The following is a 17,791-nucleotide window of genomic DNA, read 5'->3' as shown; positions in this document are numbered from 1 at the left end:
ATGGCGAGGCGGCTGCTCGTGCTGATTGTCAGCGTGAGATCGCTGAGCAGGGTGCGTCCACCACGGCGCAGCGTGACGTTGTGCGCAGTGATGCGGGTGCTGACGTGAGGGGTCGACGAATTGCGGGTCATGGTGGTCCTTCTGCGGTACGCGCCGTCCCCACACAACGCACCGTGCAGAAACGGGTGCGCAGGACAGCGCTTCGGGCGTCGAAAACTTCATCCGCGAAACTCAGCTGGGCCGATGCGGAAGAGGACAGCCTTAGATGAAGAAGAACACGCGCATAGCTGCAGCCTACGCGACGGCGGCCCGCCCCACCAGGGGACGAGCCGCCGTCGACTTGCGTGACTGCGGTGGGCGGGATCGCTGGATCCCGTCCACGCGAGTCAGGCTACTTCGTCAGTTCCGTGCTGAATGCATCGGGGAACTTCCCGAGCCATTCGGTGATCGCCTCGGGCTCCTTGCCCTTGCCGTACTCATTCACGACGAGGTCTTCGAGCGCGCCGTACTCTGCGTCGTCGAGCTCGATGCCCTCGATCAGCTCAGCAGCGTCCGGGTACTTCTCGGAGAAACCCTTCGTGGCGAGGAAGTGCAGTGCCTCGGGCTCACCCATCGCCTGCTTGGGATCCTTGAGGTCCTTTACCGGGAACGCGTCGTTCGCCCAGAACGGGCGCCAGAGCGTCACCACGACGTCTTCCTTGCGATCGATCTTGTCCTTCAGCGTCGCGAGCATGGTTGCGGTGGACGACGTCACGAGCTCGTACTCCGAGTCAAGCCCGTACTCGGGCATCACCACGGTCTGGGTCTGCTCGGTGAGACCCGCGCTCGGCTCAATACCGATGATCTTGCCGTCGAAACGCGAGGCATTCCCCTTCAGGTCCTCGATCGAGTCGATATCCACGTAGTCGGGAACCGCGAGCGTGAGCACTGCGTTGTCGTAGTACGCGCCGAGATCCTCGATGTCGTCGCCGTACTTCTCCATGTACTTCGTGTGTGTCTTCTCCGACCACGCCGAGGGGTAGATGTCGATGTCGCCCGAGGCTAGACCGGTGTACAGGACGGCTGCCTCAGTGAGCTCTTCCATCTTCACCTCGTAGCCCAGCTGCTCAAGCTGGTTCTCGAGGAGGTATGCAGTGCTCAGACCATCGGTCCACGACGGGAGGAACCCGAGGGTGATGGTCTTGTCTGCGTCGCCGCCGGCGTCGGAGCCGCCGTTCCCATTCGAGCTGCAGCCCGTGAGCGCAAGTGCTGCGGCTGCGCCGAGCGCGACTACTCCGGTGAGGGTGCGCTTGTTCATCTTCATCGTGCGTCTTCCTTTCTGCCCGCGCAGAGCGCGGATCGTCTGGAGTTCGAGGCCGAGGCCTCGGGGTCGTGCAGGTTTGTGTGCTGTTAGGCGGGGGAGGCCGCCGGACGCGGCGCTGCGGGTGTTGCGGATGCGGCAGCCTTTCCGGTCGAGCTCACGCCCCGCTTCCGGCGAAGCGTTGCCCGCAGCGAAGCCGGGTACTGGCTAGGCGTTCCGAGCGAGGCGGTCACGCGATCGAGGAACACTGCGAGGAGCACCACGCTGAGTCCAGCCTCAACGCCCTGGCTGACGTTGAGCGTGGAGATCGACGCAATGACTTCCTTGCCAAGCCCGTTCGCGCCGGCCATACCAGCGACCACGGCCATCGAGAGGGCGAGCATGATCACCTGGTTGATGCCCGCCATAATCGTCGGCATGGCAAGGGGCAGCTGGATCCCGCGCAGGATCGCTCCGGGAGTCGCACCGAAGGCGTAGCCCGCTTCGACGGTCTCACTGTCCACGCCGCGAATTCCGAGCTCGGTGAAGCGGACGCCCGGCGGCAGTGCGAAGATTACCGTGGCGAAGACGCCCGGCGCGAAGCCGATCGTGAAGAAGATCACGGCGGGGATCAGGTACACAAAGGCCGGCATGGTCTGCATGAAGTCGAGCACAGGCTTCAGCACTGCGCTGACACGATCGTTCCGCGCGGCCCAAATGCCGAGCGGGACCGCGAGCGCAACCGCGACGAGCGTCGCGATGAGCACGAGCGCGAGCGTGTACATCGCGTTCTCCCACTGATCCATCGCGACGATGAGAAGCAGCGTGATGATCGTGCCGAGCCCGAACCGCCACGAGCGCACGGTCCACCCGATCAGGGCGAAAATCACGATGAGCAGCAGGAACGGCACCGCGAGCAGGCCGTCCGACAGAGTTTCGACCAGCCAGCTCATCACGAAGCCGACAACGTCAAGGAAGCCCTTGAAAGCGACCTTGATCCAGTCGAGCGCCGCTTCGGCCCACTCGCCAACGGGCAGGCGGAACCACTCGGGTGCCGCACTCAGAGCAATCGAAGTGGTGGTGAGGGTCACAGTGCCTCCTCCGTTCGGGGTGCGAGTGACTCGGCCGCGCTTTCGGCGAGGGTCTCGGTGATTGTGGCCGATGGCACGGTCAGCGTGGGCTCGATGATCGGGATTTCCGTGGTGACGGGCGGGAGGTCCGTGAGCGCTGCGAGCAGCGTGACGCGCGGCACAACCCCGATGAGGCGATCCTCATCGTCGATCACGGCAACGGGCAGTGGGCTCTCCACTGCGAGCTCGAACAGCTCGGAGATCACCTGATCGGCACGCACCACCGAGGGGGTGGGGCGCAGCACAGCGGTGAGGTCGGTGCCACCCTCGCGCACCTGACGCAGCACGTCCTTGTCGCGAACGACGCCGAGCAAGGTACGCGCGCCGGTCGTCACGAAGCAGGCGGAAGTCTGCAGATCGCGCATCGTGCGCAGTGCCGTGCGGGGACCGGCCGAACCGGGAACCACCGCGCGCGGCGGTTCCATGACATCGCCGGCGGTGAGCACACGCGCCCGGTCGACGTCCTGCACAAACTGCGCGACGTAGTCGTTCGCCGGGTCGGTGAGGATGTCGTTCGGGGTGCCCACCTGGACGATGCGTCCGTCGCGCATCACCGCGATGCGGTCGCCGAGGAACATGGCCTCGTTCAGATCATGGGTGATAAACACGATCGTCTTCTTGAGCTCCTGCTGCAGCTCCACGAGCTGCTCCTGCATCTCGCGCCGAATCAGCGGGTCGAGCGCGGAGAAAGCCTCGTCCATCAGCAGAATGTCGGTGTCTGTGGCGAACGCGCGCGCAATGCCGACGCGCTGCTGCATGCCGCCGGAGAGCTCTCCGGGCAGCCGCTCCTCCCAGCCAGCAAGACCAACACGCTCGAGCCAGTGACTGGCCCGTTCCCGGCGTTCGGCGAGCCCGACGCCCTGGAGCTCGAGTCCGTACGCCACGTTGTCGAGCACACTGCGGTGGGGGAGTAGGGCGAAGTGCTGAAACACCATCGACATGCGGTCGCGTCGGAGCGCGCGGAGATCGGCAGGCGCGAGACCCGCGACCTCGGTGCCGAAGACGCGGATGGAACCGTCGGTCGTGTCGTTGAGGCCGTTCAGCATGCGGATGAGGGTCGACTTGCCCGAGCCGGAGAGCCCCATGACGACGAAGATTTCGCCGGGCTTGACGTCGAAGGTTGCGTCGATGACCGCGGCCGTTCCCTGGCTGCGGAGCTCCTCGCGGCTCGCGCCGCGCTGAAGACGCTTCACGACCTCGCGCGGGCGACGGCCAAAGACTTTGTATGCGTGTGCCACTTCGATGGCGGGTGGCGTTCCCGTAGGTTCCCCCGGGGTGCCCGCCGAAGCGGACTGTTCAGTTGTTCGGGTCACTCAGTACTCCTCGAATAATCTCTTGGCACGGACTCAGAGGGTCGCCGACGGAGTCGCTGCAGAAGCGCTTCGTCGAAGGCGCTGTGGAGCGGGCGGCCACTCGATGGCCAGATCTCTATTGCGGGGCGGAATTTGACGGGCGCCACATTGCTCGTGCAGTTCGTCGACTCTCGACGATGCTCCTGACGGCAGGGCGGCGCGCCAGTGCCAAATCGCACTCAACGCTGCCTTCGACGCTAACAATGGATTGCGTGTATGCGCAAGGGATCGCGGTGCGTGATCGTGGAGATATCCCTGCTCAAGTTCGGGCTGATCAGGTGTTTCATCTTTCTTCGGTTGTTATGTTTTCGTTACCTATGGGGTTGTTTTGGGGAGCGTGGTGCATCGAAACGCGCTGTTCGCCGGGCGTTCAGGGTATGCGCGGTGTGCTGCGCTACACTGGCTTCACTGACTGCGATCCGGCGATCACCGGGGAGTCTTCGGAAGAACGGCGCGTCCTCGGATGCGCTCAGTAGAGCCGAACGGGAACGGCCCGTTACAGCCGAACGAAGTGGGAGCCCAGATGTTTGGGCGACAAGCGGGGTGGTACCGCGGGCCGAAGGGCTCGTCCCGGCAGAGCGATGATCGATGTCCGGACCACGAAGGAACTTCATGCCGTACCCCCAGCAGCCCACCGGTCCCGCAGAGGCGGGCAACGCCTCCGGCGCCGCGTTCGGCGTCGCGCCCTCGCCGAGTTTCCCCGAGCTTGAGGAGCGGGTGCTCGAGTTTTGGCGGCGCGACGACACCTTCCAGGAGTCCATTCGTCAGCGTGAGGGCGCGGAGGAGTGGGTCTTCAACGACGGTCCGCCCTTCGCAAATGGGCTGCCGCACTACGGTCACCTGCTCACGGGGTACGCCAAGGACGTGTTCCCGCGCTTCCAGACGATGCGGGGCAAGAAAGTCGAGCGCCGCTTCGGCTGGGACACCCACGGACTCCCCGCTGAGCTTGAGGCGATGAAGCAGCTCGGCATCACCGAGAAGGCCGAGATCGAGGAGATGGGCGTCGCGGCGTTCAACGCCGAAGCGCGCTCCTCGGTGCTGCGCTACGTCGATGAGTGGGAGGACTACGTCACCCGCCAGGCGCGCTGGGTCGACTTTGAGCACGGCTACAAGACGCTCAACCTGGGCTACATGGAGAGCGTCATCTGGGCGTTCAAGCAGCTCTACGACAAGGGCCTCGCGTACGAGGGTTCGCGGATCCTGCCGTATTGCTGGCGCGATGAGACGCCGCTCTCGAACCACGAGTTGCGCATGGACGATGACGTCTATCAGATGCGCCAGGATCCCTCAGTGACGGTGACGTTCCCGCTCGAGGGTGATCGTGCGAACGCGCTCGGCCTCAGCGGAGTGCGCGCCCTCGCCTGGACCACCACGCCGTGGACGCTTCCCACGAACCTCGCCCTCGCGGTCGGCCCGGCAATTAGCTACGCGGTCGTGCCCGCTGGTCCGAACGGGGCGGCCGACGGCGGTGCCGCGGGCGAAACTGAGTACCTGCTCGCGATCGACCTGGTTGCTGCGCACGCGAAGGAACTCGGCTACGAGTCCCCTGACGCGGCGCGCGAAGCCGTCGCTCGCACCGTTCTCGGTGCCGAGCTCGCCGGGGTGCGCTACGCGCGCCTCTTCGACTTCTACGCGGACGCCGAGGTATGGGGAACGGGCGAGGCCTGGCAGATCCTGGTCGATGACTACGTGTCGACGAGCGACGGTACGGGCATCGTGCACCAGGCACCCGCCTACGGCGAGGATGACCAGCGCATCGCCACCGCGGCCGGCATCCCCACCATCGTGAGCGTGGACGACGGCGGTCGGTTCCTGAACTCCGTTCCGGACGTAGCCGGTGAGCTGTGGATGGACGCCAACCGGCCGCTCATCCGCCAGCTGCGCGAGCGCAGCCGCCTCCTCCGCGAGGCGAGCTACGAGCACTCGTACCCGCACTGCTGGCGCTGCCGGAACCCACTGATCTACAAGGCGGTGTCGAGTTGGTTCGTGCGCGTCACCGACATCAAGGAACGCATGCTCGAGACGAACGAGGACATCACCTGGGTCCCCGCAAACGTCAAGCATGGCCAGTTCGGCAAGTGGCTCGAGGGTGCCCGTGACTGGTCGATCAGCCGCAACCGCTTCTGGGGCAGCCCGATCCCGGTCTGGAAGAGCGACAACCCCGACTTCCCGCGCGTCGACGTGTACGGATCGGTCGCGGAGCTCGAGGCCGATTTTGGCGAACTGCCGCGCAATGCGGATGGCGAGATCGATCTGCACCGGCCGTACATTGACGAGCTGACCCGCGCGAACCCGGATGATCCGAGTGGTCAGTCGACCATGCGCCGCATCGAGGACGTGCTGGACGTGTGGTTCGACTCCGCATCGATGCCGTTCGCACAGGCGCACTACCCGTTCGAGAACCAGGAATGGTTCGATACACATCAGCCGGCGGACTTTATCGTCGAGTACATCGGGCAGACCCGCGGCTGGTTCTACGTGCAGCATGTGCTTGCTACGGCGCTTTTCGATCGCCCCGCATTCACGAACGTGATCAGTCACGGCATTGTGCTCGGCTCCGACGGCAACAAGATGTCGAAGTCGCTGCAGAACTACCCCGACGTGAACGAGGTGTTCAACCGCGACGGTTCGGACGCGATGCGCTGGTTCCTCATGGCGTCGCCCGTGGTGCGCGGCGGCAACCTCGTGGTCACCGAAGAGGGAATCCGCGAGGGGGTGCGTCAGTTCATCCTGCCGCTCTGGAACAGCTGGTACTTCTTCAGCCTGTACGCGAACGCCGATGGCGTGACCGCGAGCCGCCGCACCGACTCCACTGATCCGCTCGACCGCTACATCCTGGCGAAGACCGGCGACCTCGTTCGCGAGGTTGGCGCGCACCTCGACGGACTCGACACCACCTCCGCCGCCGAGGCGCTCCGTGCCTTCGCGGAGGTGCTGACGAACTGGTACGTGCGCCGCTCGCGCGACCGCTTCTGGGAGGGCGTGCACGGCGAGAACGGGAAGCCCGAGAACGCTCAGGCATTCGACACGCTGTACACCGTTCTCGAGACGGTCGCGCGGGTCGCGGCACCGCTCGCACCGCTCGTGACCGAAGAGCTGTGGCGTGGCCTCACGGGCGGGCGCTCAGTGCACCTGACCGAGTGGCCGGATGCCGCCGATTTCCCTGCCGATCCCGAGCTCGTCGCTGCGATGGACGAGGTGCGCCAGATCACCTCGCAAGCGCTCGCGCTGCGGAAGGCCCGTCGCTTGCGCGTCCGGTTGCCGCTCGCTGAGCTCACCGTCGTCACGGCGCGCCCGGCAGCGCTCGAGCCGTTCGCTGCGATCCTGCGCGAGGAGCTCAACGTCAAGAACGTGCAACTGATCGAGCAGACCGAGACCAGCGCAGCCGACCACGGTGTCGTGCAGACGCTTGCGGTGAACGCGCGTGCCGCGGGCCCGCGCCTCGGCAAGCAGGTACAGCAGGCCATCAAGGCGGCAAAGTCCGGCGACTGGGCCGAGGAGAACGGTGTGGTTGTTGCGGGCGGCATCGCGCTCGAGCCGCACGAGTACGAGCTCACGCTGCGCGTGGGTGACGGTTCCGAAGAGGGCCCCGCGCTGGGGCTCATCCCCGGCGGCGGTTTCGTGCTCCTCGAGACCGAGACCACACCGGAGCTTGAAGCTGAGGGGGTCGCGCGCGACGCGATTCGAGCCGTGCAGGAGGCGCGCAAGCAGGCGGGACTCGATGTGAGCGATCGCATCGTGCTCGCACTGAACGCCGAGCCCGCGCACGCCGTGGCGCTGCAGACGCATTCCGCCCTCATCGCTGCGGAGACGCTTGCGGTCGGCATCGCTGTCCAGGAGGCGATCGGGATCGACGCGATCATCGACGACATCCAGTCGCCAGGCGGCGGCGTCTTCATTACCGGAGCGAAGGCGATCGGGGTGGAGAAGGCGCCGCTCGTCATCACGATCGACACGACCGGGCTCGACGCGCCCGACACGGAGGGCACGCGATGAGCGCCGCAGAAGCTGTGTACGAGGCGCTGCTTGAGCGCGTGGGGGAGGCGAACCCCCGCCCGCGCATCGAGCCGGTGCGCAGGCTTGCCGAGCTCGCTGGTTCGCCGCAGCTCTCGTTCCCCGTGATCCAGGTCGCAGGTACGAACGGCAAGACCTCGACGAGCCGCGCGATCGAATCGCTGCTGCGCGCGCACGGGCTGCGCACGGGCCTGTTTACGAGCCCGCACCTCGTTGATTTCACCGAGCGATTCCAACTCGATGGGGAGCCGATCGACGGGGAAGTGCTCGCGTCCGCGTGGCAGGAGCTGCAGGCGCCCCTCGCGCTGGTGGACGCCGAGCTCGCCTCGGCTGGCCACGGTCCGATCACCTTCTTTGAGGCGCTCGCCGTGCTCGCGTTCACCGCGTTTGCGGACGCCCCCGTCGACGTCGCCGTGATCGAGGTGGGCATGGGAGGCGAGTGGGACGCGACGAACATTGTCAACGCGCAGGTCGCGGTGTTCACTCCGATCGATCTTGACCACACCGCGATCCTGGGCTCGGATATTGAGACGATTGCGCGCACGAAGGCCGGCATTGTGAAGCCTGGAAGCTTCATGGTGTCCGCAGAGCAGGATCCGGCAGCGGTAGAGGAACTGCGGGCCGCGGCCGAGCGCCTCGAAACGCCTTTCGCGCTCGCGGGTCGCGACTTCGCGCTCACTGACGATCGCCTCGCAGTTGGCGGACGCATGATCACGGTCTCCGGCATCGCCGGTGTCACCTATGCGCCCACGTTTGTGCCGCTCTTCGGGCACCACCAGGCGCAGAACGCGGCGCTCGCGATGGTGGCGGTCGAGGCGTTCTTCGGCGCCGAACGGGGAATCTCGGAGGAGGTGCTCGAGGAGGGCTTTGGTCAGCTCACTTCACCCGGGCGCCTCCAGCTCATTGGTACCGAACCGGTGGTCTACGTCGATGCGGCGCACAATCCGCACGGTGCAGAGGCGCTCGCACGGGCCGTGGCAGAGTCGTTTAGTTTCGATGAGCTCGCCCTCGTCGTCGGCGTGCTCGAGGAGAAGGACGCCGCGGGTGTTCTTGCTGCCCTGGCGCCGATCGCGCACCGCGTCACGCTCACCCCCGTTGACTCGCCGCGGAGCACCGGCGTCGCCGAGCTCGCGCGCATCGCCGGTGACGAGGTTCCCGACACCCCCGTGGAGATCGCGGAGTCGCTGCCCGAAGCGCTCGACGAAGCACGCGCATGGGCGGGGCGCTCGCCGGGGCGCGGAGTGCTCGTCGTTGGATCAGTCGTACTCGCGGGTGAGGCGATTGCCTTCGCACGCGCCGAAGGATGGAGTGCCGCATGAGCCGCGATCCGTACACGTCCGGGGGCGCAGAGACGCCGGACGAGCCCGAACTCAAGCTGTCGCCCTCCGAGACGGTTGCGCACAACTCGGCAATGCGAATCTCGGGCGCGCGGCGCGGCGGCACCTCCACGCAGAAGGCACTCGCCTCGATCGTGCTCGGCTTTGAGTTGATCGTCGTGGTGCTCATCGGGCTGACGCTTTTCGGGCTCGGCACCCTCGAACCCCGCGAGCTGGGCCTGTACATCGGCGGTGGCCTCGCAGTGGTCATCATCGCCGGCCTCGCGACGGTGCGCTTTGGTCGCGTTGGCATCACGATCGGGTGGATCGTCCACGCACTCATGCTGGCCACCGCCTTCATCCTGCCGATGGCGCTCATCGTCGGCCTGCTCTTCACCGCGCTGTGGATCTACTGCATGGTCAAGGGCAGCCAGATGGACCGCGATCGCGCCGCATGGATCGCCGCGCAAGAGTAGCGCGCCGTCCACCACTAGACTGGTGCGCCGAGCGCACGAGACTCACCGAAACACCCCGATACAAGGAGCGTGCATGTCCGCAGAAGAAACTCTCATCCTGGTCAAGCCCGACGGCGTGGCCCGTGGTCTGACGGGGGAGATCCTCCGCCGCGTCGAGGCGAAGGGCTACCGGATCACCGATCTGCGGATGCTCACCGCCAGCCGCGAGCTGCTCGCTGAGCACTACGAGGAGCACGAGGGCAAGCCGTTCTTCGAGCCGCTGCTCGAGTTCATGTCCTCCGGCCCCGTCGTCGCCGTGCGCGCCGAGGGCAACCGCGTGATCGAGGGTTTCCGCTCGCTCGCCGGTGCCACCGATCCGACCGCTGCGGCCCCCGGCACAATCCGTGGTGACCTTGGACGGGACTGGGGCGTTGCCGTGCAGCAGAACCTCGTGCACGGATCGGACTCGACCCTCTCCGCCGAGCGCGAGCTCGGCCTCTGGTTCGCGTAACTCGCGCTTCGCGTGCGGCGGTTCGGCCCGATGGGTCGGGCCGCCGCTTTGTATGTGTGCCGTGCCGATCGCGTCGGCGCGCGCTCGCTAGGCTGAGGTGATGCTCGATCTCCGCCGCGTCGCCGACCGCCTCACCCGTGCACTCGGCCGGCAAGACTGGTGGCCCGCGGAGAGTGCGTTCGAGATGATGCTCGGCGCGGTGCTCGTGCAGAACACGCGGTGGCACAACGTCACGCTCGCGATGGCATTGCTTCGCGAGGCAGGACTCCTCGATCCCGATCGCTGGAATGAGGTCTCTGACCAGCAGGTACTCGCCGCGATACACTCTTGCGGCTTCCACCGCGCCAAGCTGCGTGCCACTCGTGGACTTGCCGACTGGATGCGTGAGGTGGGCGACGCCGAGCTGAGGCAGCCGTCGCGCCCCGATCCTGAGCTGCGTGCCGAGCTCCGGTCGCTTGCGGGCGTGGGTGAGGAGACCGCGGACGCGATTCTGCTCTACGCCTTCGACCGGCCGACGTTCATCTACGACGCGTACGCCCGCCGCATGTTCGACGCGCTCACCGGCGCAGAACTGCGCTCATACGCCGCCGCGCGACGCGCACACGAGGCCTGCGTGGCCCGCGCCGGGTTTACGCTCGACGAACTGCAACAGCTCCACGCGCTGATCGATGAGTTTGGGAAACTCGTCGCGAGCGGCGCGCGGAGCTGGGCAGAACTTCGTTAGAACGTGTCGGGGATCACGCGAACGGCTCCCTTGTCGGCCGACTGCGCGAATGCGGCGTATGCACGCAGCGCATCAGTGATCGGGCGTACCCGGTTCTTCGGGCGGTAGCCACCCGCAGCCTCAAGGGCTGCGCGGCGGCGATCCAACTCGTCCTGCGGGACGTCCAGCGTGAGTGCGCGCGTGGGGATGTCGATCGAGATGATGTCGCCATCTTCGACCAGCGCGATCACGCCACCGCTCGCTGCTTCCGGCGAAATGTGACCAATCGATAGTCCCGAGGTGCCGCCTGAGAACCGCCCGTCTGTGATGAGCGCGCACGCCTTCCCGAGACCGCGCCCCTTCAGGAACGAGGTCGGGTAGAGCATCTCCTGCATGCCCGGGCCGCCCTTCGGGCCCTCATAGCGAATCACGACGACGTCGCCCTCACCCACCTGCTTATTGAGAATCTTCTCGACGGCCTCGTCCTGCGATTCGCAGACTACGGCCGGGCCCGAGAACGTCCAGATGGACTCGTCCACGCCGGCGGTCTTCACGACCGCACCATCCACGGCAATGTTTCCGCGCAGCACGGCGAGCCCGCCATCCTTCGAGTAGGCGTGCTCAACGGAGTGGATGCACCCGTTCTCCTGATCGAGATCGAGCTCTCGCCAGCGCTCCGACTGCGAGAACGCGGTGGACGAGCGCACGCCGCCGGGTGCCGCGTGGAAGAGCTCGAACGCCTCATCGCTCGCCTGCCCCCCGCGCACATCCCACTCGTCGAGCCACTCGCCCAGGGTCTTCGCGTGCACGGTGTGTACGTTCTCGTCGAGCATGCCGCCGCGGCGCAGTTCGCCGAGCAGCGCGGGGATGCCGCCTGCGCGGTGCACATCCTCCATGTAGTAGGTCTTGCCGTTGGCCACGTTCGGGGCAACCTTCGCGAGGCATGGGACCCGGCGCGATACTGCGTCAATCTCGGTGAGCCCGAAGTCGACCCCCGCCTCGTGCGCCGCTGCGAGCAAGTGCAGAATCGTGTTGGTCGATCCGCCCATGGCGATGTCGAGCGCCATGGCGTTCTCGAACGCGGCGGGCGTGGCGATGTTGCGCGGCAGCACGCTCGCGTCGTCATCGTCGTAGTAGCGGCGGGTGATGTCGACCACCGTCTTGCCCGCGTTTTCGTAGAGCGCCTTGCGGGCGGTGTGTGTTGCGAGGGTCGAGCCATTGCCCGGCAGCGAGAGCCCGATCGCTTCGGTGAGGCAGTTCATCGAGTTCGCGGTGAACATGCCGGAGCACGAGCCGCAGGTCGGGCAGGCCGACTCCTCGATTTTCTGGATGTCCTCGTCCGACACGTTCTCGTTGACGGCCTCGGAGATCGCATCAACGAGATCGAGCGTGCGGACCATGCCGTTCGCGAGCACGGCGCGGCCCGACTCCATGGGGCCGCCGGAGACGAACACGGTCGGGATGTTCAAGCGGAGGGCCGCGAGCAGCATGCCGGGCGTGATTTTGTCGCAGTTCGAGATGCAGATAAGGGCGTCGGCGCAGTGCGCGTTCACCATGTATTCGACGGAGTCTGCGATGAGATCGCGCGAAGGCAGCGAGTACAGCATGCCGCCGTGGCCCATGGCGATACCGTCGTCGACCGCGATCGTGTTGAACTCGCGCGGGATCCCACCGGCCTCCGTGATCGCGTCCGACACAATGCGACCGACGGGCGCGAGGTGCGTGTGGCCGGGTACGAACTCGGTGAATGAGTTCGCCACGGCGATGATCGGCTTGCGCCCGAGATCGGCGCCATTGACGCCGGCGGCGCGGAAGAGCGCGCGGGCGCCTGCCATGTTGCGGCCGTGGGTGACTGTAAACGAGCGATAGGTCGGCATATGACCATTGAGCCAGAGCGTTAGGCTCTGTGGAAGTGAGTATTTGTACTAGTACTGGTGATACTATGATCTGATGATTCGGCCACGGACCGCCCGCGGCGTGCAGCTCGGTGAGTTCTTGACCGCACGACGCAGAGCTCAGCCACGCGCGGAGCACGGGCTCCCGCCGGGGAGTCGGCGCAGTGAAGTGGGGCTTAGCCGGGAAGAGGTTGCGACGCTCTCGGGAATTAGCGTGAGCTGGTACACCTGGCTGGAACAGGGGCGCGAAATCAACGCCTCGCGCCAGGTGCTGAGCGCGGTGGCGCGGGTGCTGCGCCTCACCGATTCGGAGACCGAGTACGTCTTCGCGCTCGCTGGCCCCGGGCGCGAGCCCGTGTCGGTGCCCGTGGATCGCGCGCCCGCCCACCTGCTCCACCTCATCGCTGCGTTCGACTTCCCCGCGTTCATTCTTGCGAGCGATTGGACCATAGTGGGCTGGAATGCCGGCTATGAGTGGCTCTACGGCTCGATCGCGACCACCGCGCCCGCGGAGCGCAACCTCCTGCGCCTCGTCTACACCGATCCGCGGCTCCGTGACATCCTGCCCAACTGGGAGCTCGACAGTCGGAGCTTCCTTGCGGAGTTTCGTGCGGAGTCCGGCATTCGATTGGGATCGGCACGGCACAGCGCCGTCGTGCAGGGGCTCATTGAGGAAAGTGCCGACTTTCGCGCGCACTGGGCTGAGCAGTCCGTCGTTCGGTTCCGCTCCCGCCTGCGCACCTTTGCCCATCCTGAAGCGGGCGAGCTCGTGTTCGAGCACCACCGGCTCGTGCCGTCGGATGCACCGGACCTGCACATCGTCATGTACCCACCGGCGGGCGAAAAGTAGCGTTCCTGGGCGCGTGCGTGCGCGCGTGTCGGGGGTGCCCGCTAGCGTTCTCGCATGACTGAAACACTCAGCGCCGCGGAGGCGAGGCGAATCGCTCTCGCCGCGCAGGGCTTTTCCAGTTCCGCGCGGCTGCGGCAGCGGCGACCGTTCGACCCCGCGTTGGAAGCCCTGCACGTGCTGCAGATTGACTCGGTGAATGTGTTCTCGCGCAGCCACTACCTCCCCGTATTCTCGCGGCACGGTGCGTACTCGCACGCGGCGCTTGATCGCCATCTGTGGGAGGGCAGCGAGTACACGGAGTACTGGGCGCATGAGGCAGCGTTTCTCCCCGTGGCCGACCGACCCCTATTTGGGTGGCGCATGGCTGACTTCCGGGATCGCTTCGCCGCGAACGGTCGAGCCGCACAGCTTGCGCCCGAGATCGCGCGCCTGCGCAGGCTGCTCGCCGACGGGCAGCCGCGTTTTGTTCGCGAGCTCGAGGAAGGGCCGCGCGAGAAGCGCGGTCCCTGGTGGGACTGGAGCGACACCAAGCAGGCCGTTGAGGTCATGTTTGCGGAGGGGGAGGTGGTGTCGGCCGGGCGCGAGGGCTTTCAGCGCCGCTACACCCTGGCCGAGCACGCTCTCCCAGCGGCCGCGCTTGCTGAGGTGCCGCGGGCGGAGGCTCAGCGCCAGCTCATTTCCCGCGCGGCGCGCTCACTCGGTGTCGGCACACTCGCGGACCTCGCCGACTATCACCGGCTCAAGGCTGCCCCCGCTCGCGCGGCAGTCCGCGCCCTGGAGGAATCAGGGGAGCTCGTGCCCGTGCAGGTTGCGGGGTGGCGCCGAGCCTCAGGCGCGGTGGAATCCGCGTGGCGGCACCGCGACGCGCGGCTTCCATCCCGGCTCGCGCCCGACGCGCTTCTCACCCCGTTTGATCCGGTGGTGTGGTTTCGGCCGCGCGCCGAGCGCATGTTCGACTTTCACTACCGCATCGAGATCTACACACCCAAGGAGCAGCGCCAGTTTGGGTACTACTGCCTGCCACTCATGGTGGCGGGAAAACTGGCGGGCCGGATCGACCTGAAAGCGGATCGTGAGGCGCGGGTGCTGCTCGTGCAGGCTGCCTGGCGCGAACCGGGCGCGCCCGGCCGCACGAGTGAGGTCGCCACAGCACTCCTCGCCCGTGCCGCAGCGTGGCAGGGGCTTGACGAAGTGCGGGTCTCAGGCGTCGGGAACCTGCCGTTGCCCGCGCGGTTTGACGCCGCCTGAGCCGCACCGAATGCGGCGTATCAGACGCGGAGAGTCCCCGATCCCACCCTCCCGACTCGATCTCGACACGCGGTAGTGCGCGGTGCGCGGTGGCTGGTCACATGTGCACAGTGCTGGGCTGCACTGTGTGTGGTGGGCTGCCCGCTGCCCTGCAAGAGCCAGATTTGCCCGTCTGGCGCGGGGTGTGCCCGCTGATCGAGTCGGTACCGACTCCGCTGTGTGAAGTTGTGTCGTACACTGCGCCGGGCGGACTCCGCCGCCCCGGCGGCTAGTCTCCGAGGAGCTCGTGCGCCCAGTTCGCCTGCTGCACGCGCGCATCAAGCTCACGCAACTCGCGGGCCAGCGCGTCTGCCTGCGTGCGGAGCGTCGGCACCTCGAGGGCACTGAGCTCGCGGAGCTCCGAGCGCATCTGACGGTACGCGCCACTGCCCTGTGCGGCCTCCGCAGCCTCGACGAGGATCGCGTGGCGCATGCGCAGGCTATCGCGGAGCGCGAGCGCGTCGGTCATGGTGACGGTCTTCGCCTCCGTTGCGCCCGCCTCTCGCCGGCGGCCGCCCGAACTGCGCGTGGGTGCCGTTGGGAGCGCGACCTCGATCGCTGAGTTCGTGGCGTTGATGCTGCGGACCAGCTGCTCGAGCTCACCGACAGCGAGCGCGGCCTCGGCGAGCAGCGCCTTCGCGTCCTCCGAGGGTTCCTCGCCCTCCTGGTAGCGCGCGTTTGCGACGATGCGTGCTCGGAGCTGTGCGATGCGCTTCTGCGTATCAGCGCGGAGCGCAAGCGCTTCTGCGAGTTTCACCCGGTGCCTCAATTCTCGTGGTGTGCTCGGCGGGAACGCCAGGCTAGCACGCGCGGGCGCGCGGATTCTGCGGAGAGGTGAGATCAGCTGTGCGCGGATCCCGATCTGAATGTCAGAGGGTGGCGTTAGTCTTTTTGGTATGGAACCTACGCGCAGCGTCCGCCCCTTCGAGGTGATCAGCGAGTACGAGCCGAGCGGCGATCAGCCCAAGGCAATCGCAGAGCTTGCCGACCGAATTAACGCTGGTGAGACCGATGTTGTGCTCCTCGGTGCAACGGGTACGGGCAAGTCGGCGACGACCGCTTGGCTCATCGAGGCGGTGCAGCGCCCCACGCTCATCCTCGCCCACAATAAGACGCTCGCCGCGCAGCTCGCGAGCGAGTTCCGTCAGCTCATGCCGAACAACTCGGTTGAGTACTTCGTGAGCTACTACGACTACTACCAGCCGGAAGCGTACGTACCGCAGACGGACACGTTCATCGAGAAGGACTCCTCCGTGAACGCGGAGGTAGAACGGCTGCGTCACTCTACGACGAACGCGCTCCTCAGTCGGCGTGACACCGTCGTCGTCTCGACCGTCTCGTGCATCTACGGTCTCGGCAAGCCCGAGGAGTACTACGAGGCAATGGTGCCGCTCGTGGTGGGGGACGTGCTGAATCGCGATGTGCTGCTGCGGCGCTTCGTGGACATGCAGTACCAGCGCAACGACATCGAGTTTGTGCGCGGCAACTTCCGCGTTCGGGGCGACACGGTCGAGATCATCCCGATGTACGAGGAGCTCGCGATCCGCATCGAGTTCTTCGGTGACGAGATCGAGGCGCTGTACTACCTACACCCAGTCACGGGCGATGTGATCAAGCAGGTCGAGACCGTCTCGGTGTTCCCTGGCTCGCACTACGTTGCAAGCCGCGAGGTGATGAACCGAGCGATGGGCACCATCTCCGACGAGCTCGACGCTCGGCTCGACGAGCTGAAGCGACAGAACAAGCTGGTAGAAGAGCAGAGGCTGCGCATGCGCACCACCTTTGACCTCGAGATGATGGAACAGATCGGGTTCTGCTCGGGCATCGAGAACTACTCGCGTCACATCGACGGACGTGAGAAGGGCGAGGCGCCGCACTGCTTGCTCGACTACTTCCCGGACGATTTCCTGGTGGTCATCGACGAGTCGCACGTCACGGTGCCGCAGATCGGTGCGATGTATGAGGGCGATGCATCACGCAAGCGCACGCTCGTCGATCATGGGTTCCGGCTGCCGAGCGCGCTCGACAACCGGCCGCTCACCTTCGGCGAGTTCAACGATCGGGTGGGCCAGATCGTGTATCTGTCGGCCACCCCGGGCAAGTACGAGCTCGAGCGGGCAGACGGCATCGTTGAGCAGATCATCCGCCCGACCGGATTGATCGACCCCGAAATCATTGTGAAGCCGAGTGAGGGGCAGATCGATGATCTGCTCGAGGAAGTGCGCGTCCGAGCAGAGCGCGATGAGCGCGTGCTCGTCACGACCCTCACGAAGAAGATGGCCGAGCAGCTCACCACCTTCATGGAGGAGGCGGGGGTGCGCGTGCGCTACTTGCACTCCGATGTCGATACGCTGCGCCGCGTCGAGCTGCTGACCGAGCTACGCGCGGGGGTCTACGACGTGCTCGTCGGCATCAACCTGCTGCGTGAGGGCCTCGACCTGCCCGAGGTCTCGCTGGTGGCGATCCTCGACGCCGACAAGGAGGGGTTCCTCCGCTCCAGTACCTCGCTCATTCAGACGATCGGCCGCGCGGCACGAAACGTTTCCGGGCAAGTGCACATGTACGCCGACAAGATCACCCGCTCCATGCGCGAAGCAATTGACGAGACGAATCGTCGTCGCGAGATCCAGGTCGCGTACAACACGGAGCACGGCATCGATCCACAGCCGCTGCGCAAGAAGATCGGCGACATCACCGAGATGCTCGCGCGAGAGGCTGCTGACACGGAGGACGTGCTCTCACGGACGGGCGCGCATTCCCAGCGCAAGGGCGATTCGCCGCAGCGTGCGAAGGGCAAGGCCGCGGCGCGCGCCGGCGCGATCGCGGCCGAGGGCTCGGCGAAGCTTGAGGAGCTGATCGGTGATCTCACAGAGCAGATGCTCGCGGCCGCCGAGGAGCTGAAGTTTGAGCTCGCGGCGCGACTGCGCGACGAGGTGTCTGAGCTGAAGCGAGAGCTGCGGAGCATGGACGCCGCCGGGCACCTCTAAGCGCTCGGCGCG

General features: G+C 66.3%; 13 protein-coding genes. 8 read left to right on the top strand and 5 right to left on the bottom strand.

Annotation, left to right across the window (positions count from 1 at the left end; translation table 11 throughout):
- Positions 1-391 precede the first annotated feature (391 nt).
- The 3 genes from D3226_RS11650 to D3226_RS11640 form a co-directional block, all read right to left on the bottom strand.
- A complete protein-coding gene (locus D3226_RS11650) occupies positions 392-1,297 on the bottom strand; it encodes a glycine betaine ABC transporter substrate-binding protein (protein WP_202382981.1) in 906 nt (301 codons plus the stop codon).
- Positions 1,298-1,389: 92 nt separating this feature from the next.
- Complete coding sequence (locus D3226_RS11645; RefSeq protein WP_337248983.1) at positions 1,390-2,370, bottom strand: ABC transporter permease; 981 nt, start codon at positions 2,368-2,370, stop codon at positions 1,390-1,392.
- Positions 2,367-3,722, bottom strand: coding sequence for a quaternary amine ABC transporter ATP-binding protein (locus tag D3226_RS11640; protein WP_202382775.1), 1,356 nt, complete (start codon positions 3,720-3,722; stop codon positions 2,367-2,369). Before D3226_RS11640 ends, D3226_RS11645 begins: the two co-directional genes overlap by 4 nt.
- 651 nt (positions 3,723-4,373) lie before the next feature.
- Between D3226_RS11640 and ileS the strand changes: the two genes are divergently transcribed.
- From ileS to D3226_RS11615, 5 genes are all read left to right on the top strand, one after another.
- Positions 4,374-7,757 carry an isoleucine--tRNA ligase gene (gene ileS, locus D3226_RS11635; RefSeq protein WP_202382773.1) on the top strand — a complete coding sequence of 1,128 codons (3,384 nt, stop codon included), beginning with the start codon at positions 4,374-4,376 and terminating at the stop codon, positions 7,755-7,757.
- The gene (locus D3226_RS11630) at positions 7,754-9,094 is read left to right on the top strand and encodes a bifunctional folylpolyglutamate synthase/dihydrofolate synthase (protein WP_202382771.1); all 1,341 of its coding nucleotides are present in this window, start codon (positions 7,754-7,756) and stop codon (positions 9,092-9,094) included. The genes ileS and D3226_RS11630 overlap by 4 nt, the downstream gene beginning before the upstream one ends.
- Entirely contained in the window at positions 9,091-9,567 is a 477-nt protein-coding gene (locus D3226_RS11625; protein WP_202382769.1) for a DUF4233 domain-containing protein, read from the top strand. The genes D3226_RS11630 and D3226_RS11625 overlap by 4 nt, the downstream gene beginning before the upstream one ends.
- 73 nt (positions 9,568-9,640) lie before the next feature.
- Positions 9,641-10,057: a nucleoside-diphosphate kinase gene (gene ndk, locus D3226_RS11620; RefSeq protein ID WP_202382767.1), complete on the top strand. Its 417-nt coding sequence runs from the start codon at positions 9,641-9,643 to the stop codon at positions 10,055-10,057.
- 100 nt (positions 10,058-10,157) lie between these two features.
- Entirely contained in the window at positions 10,158-10,781 is a 624-nt protein-coding gene (locus D3226_RS11615) for an endonuclease III domain-containing protein (protein ID WP_202382766.1), read from the top strand.
- Here the strand turns inward: D3226_RS11615 and ilvD are convergent.
- The gene (ilvD, locus tag D3226_RS11610) at positions 10,778-12,637 is read right to left on the bottom strand and encodes a dihydroxy-acid dehydratase (protein ID WP_202382765.1); all 1,860 of its coding nucleotides are present in this window, start codon (positions 12,635-12,637) and stop codon (positions 10,778-10,780) included. The two genes, D3226_RS11615 and ilvD, sit on opposite strands and share 4 nt — an antisense overlap.
- 73 nt (positions 12,638-12,710) lie before the next feature.
- Between ilvD and D3226_RS11605 the strand changes: the two genes are divergently transcribed.
- Positions 12,711-13,505, top strand: a complete 795-nt coding sequence (locus D3226_RS11605) for a helix-turn-helix transcriptional regulator (protein ID WP_202382764.1) — start codon at positions 12,711-12,713, stop codon at positions 13,503-13,505.
- 54 nt (positions 13,506-13,559) lie between these two features.
- Entirely contained in the window at positions 13,560-14,753 is a 1,194-nt protein-coding gene (locus D3226_RS11600) for a winged helix-turn-helix domain-containing protein (RefSeq protein WP_202382763.1), read from the top strand.
- Between the two features lie 268 nt (positions 14,754-15,021).
- Here the strand turns inward: D3226_RS11600 and D3226_RS11595 are convergent, their stop codons facing one another.
- Positions 15,022-15,549, bottom strand: a complete 528-nt coding sequence (locus D3226_RS11595; RefSeq protein WP_202382762.1) for a DIP1984 family protein — start codon at positions 15,547-15,549, stop codon at positions 15,022-15,024.
- Between the two features lie 139 nt (positions 15,550-15,688).
- Between D3226_RS11595 and uvrB the strand changes: the two genes are divergently transcribed.
- Positions 15,689-17,779, top strand: a complete 2,091-nt coding sequence (gene uvrB / locus D3226_RS11590) for an excinuclease ABC subunit UvrB (protein WP_202382761.1) — start codon at positions 15,689-15,691, stop codon at positions 17,777-17,779.
- The last annotated feature ends 12 nt before the right edge of the window (positions 17,780-17,791 follow it).

Origin of the sequence: Leucobacter chromiireducens subsp. chromiireducens, assembly GCF_016758255.1 — a bacterium.
GTDB lineage: Bacteria > Actinomycetota > Actinomycetes > Actinomycetales > Microbacteriaceae > Leucobacter > Leucobacter chromiireducens.
Note: the sequence above shows the minus strand (reverse complement) of the source record. Positions and strands in the feature narration are given on the sequence as shown.